Source organism: Zoogloea sp. (assembly GCF_028689785.1).
GTDB lineage: Bacteria > Pseudomonadota > Gammaproteobacteria > Burkholderiales > Rhodocyclaceae > Zoogloea.
On record NZ_JAQVCN010000122.1, the window covers coordinates 1 to 3,578 of the forward strand.

General features: G+C 66.3%; 2 protein-coding genes and 1 pseudogene. 2 read left to right on the plus strand and 1 reads right to left on the minus strand.

What is annotated here, in order from left to right; all coding sequences use genetic code 11:
* A pseudogene (locus PHI64_RS23445) lies at positions 1 to 290 on the plus strand (4-hydroxy-2-oxovalerate aldolase); the annotation flags it as partial.
* A 69-nt stretch (positions 291 to 359) separates the two neighbouring features.
* Positions 360 to 1,337, plus strand: a complete 978-nt coding sequence (locus tag PHI64_RS23450) for an AraC family transcriptional regulator (RefSeq protein ID WP_299888823.1) — start codon at positions 360 to 362, stop codon at positions 1,335 to 1,337.
* A 268-nt stretch (positions 1,338 to 1,605) separates the two neighbouring features.
* Here the strand turns inward: PHI64_RS23450 and PHI64_RS23455 are convergent, their stop codons facing one another.
* A complete protein-coding gene (locus PHI64_RS23455; protein ID WP_299888826.1) occupies positions 1,606 to 3,276 on the minus strand; it encodes a sigma-54-dependent Fis family transcriptional regulator in 1,671 nt (556 codons plus the stop codon).
* Positions 3,277 to 3,578 lie beyond the last annotated feature (302 nt).

Here is a 3,578-nt window from a genome sequence, read left to right on the forward strand (position 1 = left end):
TGGGCATCGAAACCGGCGTGGATGTGGCGAAGATCACCGATGTGGCCGAAGACCTGGTCTTCCCCATCATGGACTTCCCCATCCGCATCGACCGGGACGCCCTGACCCTGGGCTACGCCGGGGTGTAAGGCTCCTTCCTGCTGTTTGCCAAGCGCGCCAGCGCCAAGTACGGCGTGCCGGCCCGGGACATCCTGGTGGAACTGGGCCGCCGCGGCATGGTGGGCGGGCAGGAGGACATGATCGAGGACACGGCCATCACCATGGCGCGGGAACGCGGCCTGGCTGTCTGATGCGGGGGCGGGTTCGGACACGACTGTCTGGAAACGACGGTTTCAATGTACATTTTGTCGGGGGGCGAAATGCAAAGGAATCACCTGACGGGTCTTGAAGTGCTTCAGTCGAAGGATCTGGATGAAACCCGCGCGCTGGTCGCGGGTGTCTTCTGCGACCATCGTCTGTCCCTGAGCGACCGGAAGTCCGGACTCGACTATCAACACCGCTATTTCCGCACGGCGGCCATGAGCTTCAGCGTGATGCGCTACGGTGCCGGCGTCCGCGTCGCGCCCCAGGCCCTGGACTCCTTCTTTCTCATCCAGCTGCCCCTCAAGGGTGGAGACCACATCGAGTCGGGGAAGACCTCCCTGCTGAGTCAACCTGGCCGAGGCACGATCCACTGCCCGGACGAATCCTTCTCGATGAACTGGAGCGCAGACTGCTCGAAAATCGCGGTACGCATCGAGCGTGACGCCATTGAACGGCACGCCGCCGCCCTGCTCGGCCGCCCCCTGCCGCAGCGCCTCCACTTCACGCCGGAGATGGACACCCGCAAGGGCAGCGGCCTGGCCTGGGAGCGGACTATCCGGCAGCTCCTGCGCAGCGTCCAGCAAACCCCGGAGCTGCTGGACCACCCCCTGATGCAAGCCCAGTTCGAGCAGCTGGTCATGTCGGGCCTGCTGATCTGGCAGGGCAATACCCTGAGCAACCGCCTGGCCCAGCCCACGGCGATCGTGCAACCCCGCCACCTCAAGCTGGCCGAAGACTACATGCGCGCCCACCTGGACGCCCCCATCACCAACGAACAGCTGGCCGCCCTGACGGGCATCAGCCTGCGCACCCTCTACAACAGCTTCCAGAAATTCCGCGGCGTCAGCCCCATGCGCTACCTGCGGGAGCTGCGCATGGACAAGGTCCGCGAGGCGCTGCTGGACACCAACCGGGCCCACAACGTCACCACCGTGGCCACCCAGTGGGGCTTCTTCGAACTGGGCCGTTTCGCCGCCGAATACCGCCGCCGCTACGGCGAATCCCCCAGCGATACCCTGCGGCGGCGGGGCTGAGGCGCAGCGCACCGGTGGCATACTGACACGCCATGTGCCCGGCCTGAGGGCTGGGGTGCCAAGGTGGCAGGCCCCGGGCTGGCAGTAAAGGGCCCGTGGGGTCGAAATCACCCTGCTTTCCTCAGTTCGACGCATCGTCTGACGGTCGATGTGGCCTCTTTTGTAGGGGGCGACCTGTAGGGGCGACTTCAGCTGCCTTTCGCGCCTCCTGCAAGCTCCTGTCGGTGCCGGGCCTTTCTGAATCGAACAGACCGGCCACTCAACGCCCCTAGCCCTCCGCCCCCTGCTTCAGGCGATAGGCCAGCTGCCGCCGGGTGATGCCCAGCAGCTTTGCCGCGTGGGTGAGGTTGCCGCCGGCCCGTTGCACGGCGAGTTCGAGCAGCTTCCCTTCATGCTTGTCCAGGTCGAAGCCGTCCTGCAGGATCGCTTCATATAGCTGCTGCCGGGTGGCGTCGCCGGCATTGCCGACCTGGCCGGCGCGGTCCACTTCGGCGCCCAGGCTGTGCGCCGGGGCGCCGCCGGCAAAGAGGTGGTCGATTTCGATGAGGCCGCCGTTGGGAGCGAGCAGCACGCCGCGTTCGACGAGATTCTGCAGTTCGCGCACGTTGCCGGGCCAGGGGTAGGCCATCAGAGCCTGCATGGAGCGGTCGCTGAAACCCTGGAGCTGCTTGTGGTAGGGGGTTTCGTACTTTTTGACGAGGGCGGCGGCGAGCAGCGGGATGTCGCTGCGGCGCTCGCGCAGGGGTGGGATGAGCACCGGGTAGGTGGCGAGACGGTAGTACAGGTCGGCACGGAAGCGGCCGGCGCGGATGGCTTCCTGCAGGTCCACGTTGGTGGCGGCCACCAGGCGCACGTCCACCTTGCGGGTCTGGTCGTCGCCCAGGCGCTCCACCTCGCCGGTCTGCAACACGCGCAGCAGCTTGACCTGGGCGGCCAGGGGCAAGTCACCCACTTCGTCCAGAAACAGGGTGCCGCCGTGGGCACGCTCGAAGCGGCCGGCGCGGGACTGCTGGGCGCCGGTGTAGGCGCCCTTCTGCACCCCGAAGAGCTCGGATTCGAGCAGGTCGTGGGGGATGGCGGCGCAGTTGACGGCAATGAAGGGCTGGTCGGAGCGGTCGCCGTGGTCGTGGATCCAGCGGGCGAACATTTCTTTGCCCACGCCGGTTTCGCCGAGCAGGAGCACAGTGATGGGGCTGGCGGCGGCCCGGGCAATCAGGTCGAAGGCGGCCTTGAAGCCGGGCGAGGCGCCGATGAGCTTGCCGCTGGTGCATTCGGTGCCCAGGCTGCGGCGCAGGCGGCTGATCTCGGCGCGCATCTCGTCGAGCTGGCCCTGCAGATCGTCGGGTTTGAAGTAGTTGAGATAGGGGTCGTTGCCCCAGGCCTCCAGGGGCTTGCCGACGATGTGACAATGGGCTTCGCCACAGGCCACGCAGGCTGTTTCCTTGAAGATCACCGGGCGGTTGAAGAACTGGGTGACGTAGCCCGAGGCGTAGCCGACGATGGTCCAGCAGGCCGGGTCGTCGCTGATGCCGAAGAGTTGCAGGTGGGAGTCAGCCTCCCAGGAGTTGTACCAGTCCACCTCGCCGGCAAAGATGCCCCGCTCCCAGTCCAGGTCGGCCTTGACGATGGTGGCCTTGACCAGGCCTTCGAAGGAATGCAGCTCGGGGCCGATGCGGAAGACGTCGTAGGGGTCGCCGGCCCCCAGCAGCTTCTTGGCCAGCTCGGCGTCCTGCTGGCCGGAGGCGAAGCCCATGCGGATCAGCAGGCCCTTGGCCCGCTCGGCGCCCAGCGAGTCGAACAGCTCGCGGCGCAGGGCGCCCATGGAGCGGGCATGGAGCAGCAGCATGCGGTTCTCGTCCAGCCAGATCTGCCCGTCGTCCACATTGAAGCGCAGGCGTGAACGGAGGTTGAACTGTTCTATGAGCTTCTGCTGCACCATCGCGTCCCCGTTGTTTTATGTGCCCCGCAGCCTCTGCGGGCCGGGGTGGATGCGTACTTTAACCCTGCGACGACCGCTGCGGGCGGCCGGAAGAACTGTAGGGGCGGCTTCAGTCGCCCATGGAGCGTCAATCACAGGCGTGCCCTTGATCAAAGTCTGCGGGCGACTGAAGTCGCCCCAGACTGCTGACAAAGCCCCAAGCCCCCGCCCGTCGGGGGCTTCGTTTTTTTATAATAGCGGCATGCTCAAGCCTGCCGCCGCCTCCGCTCAGACCGAACTGGAAATGGTGACGCTGGACCAGC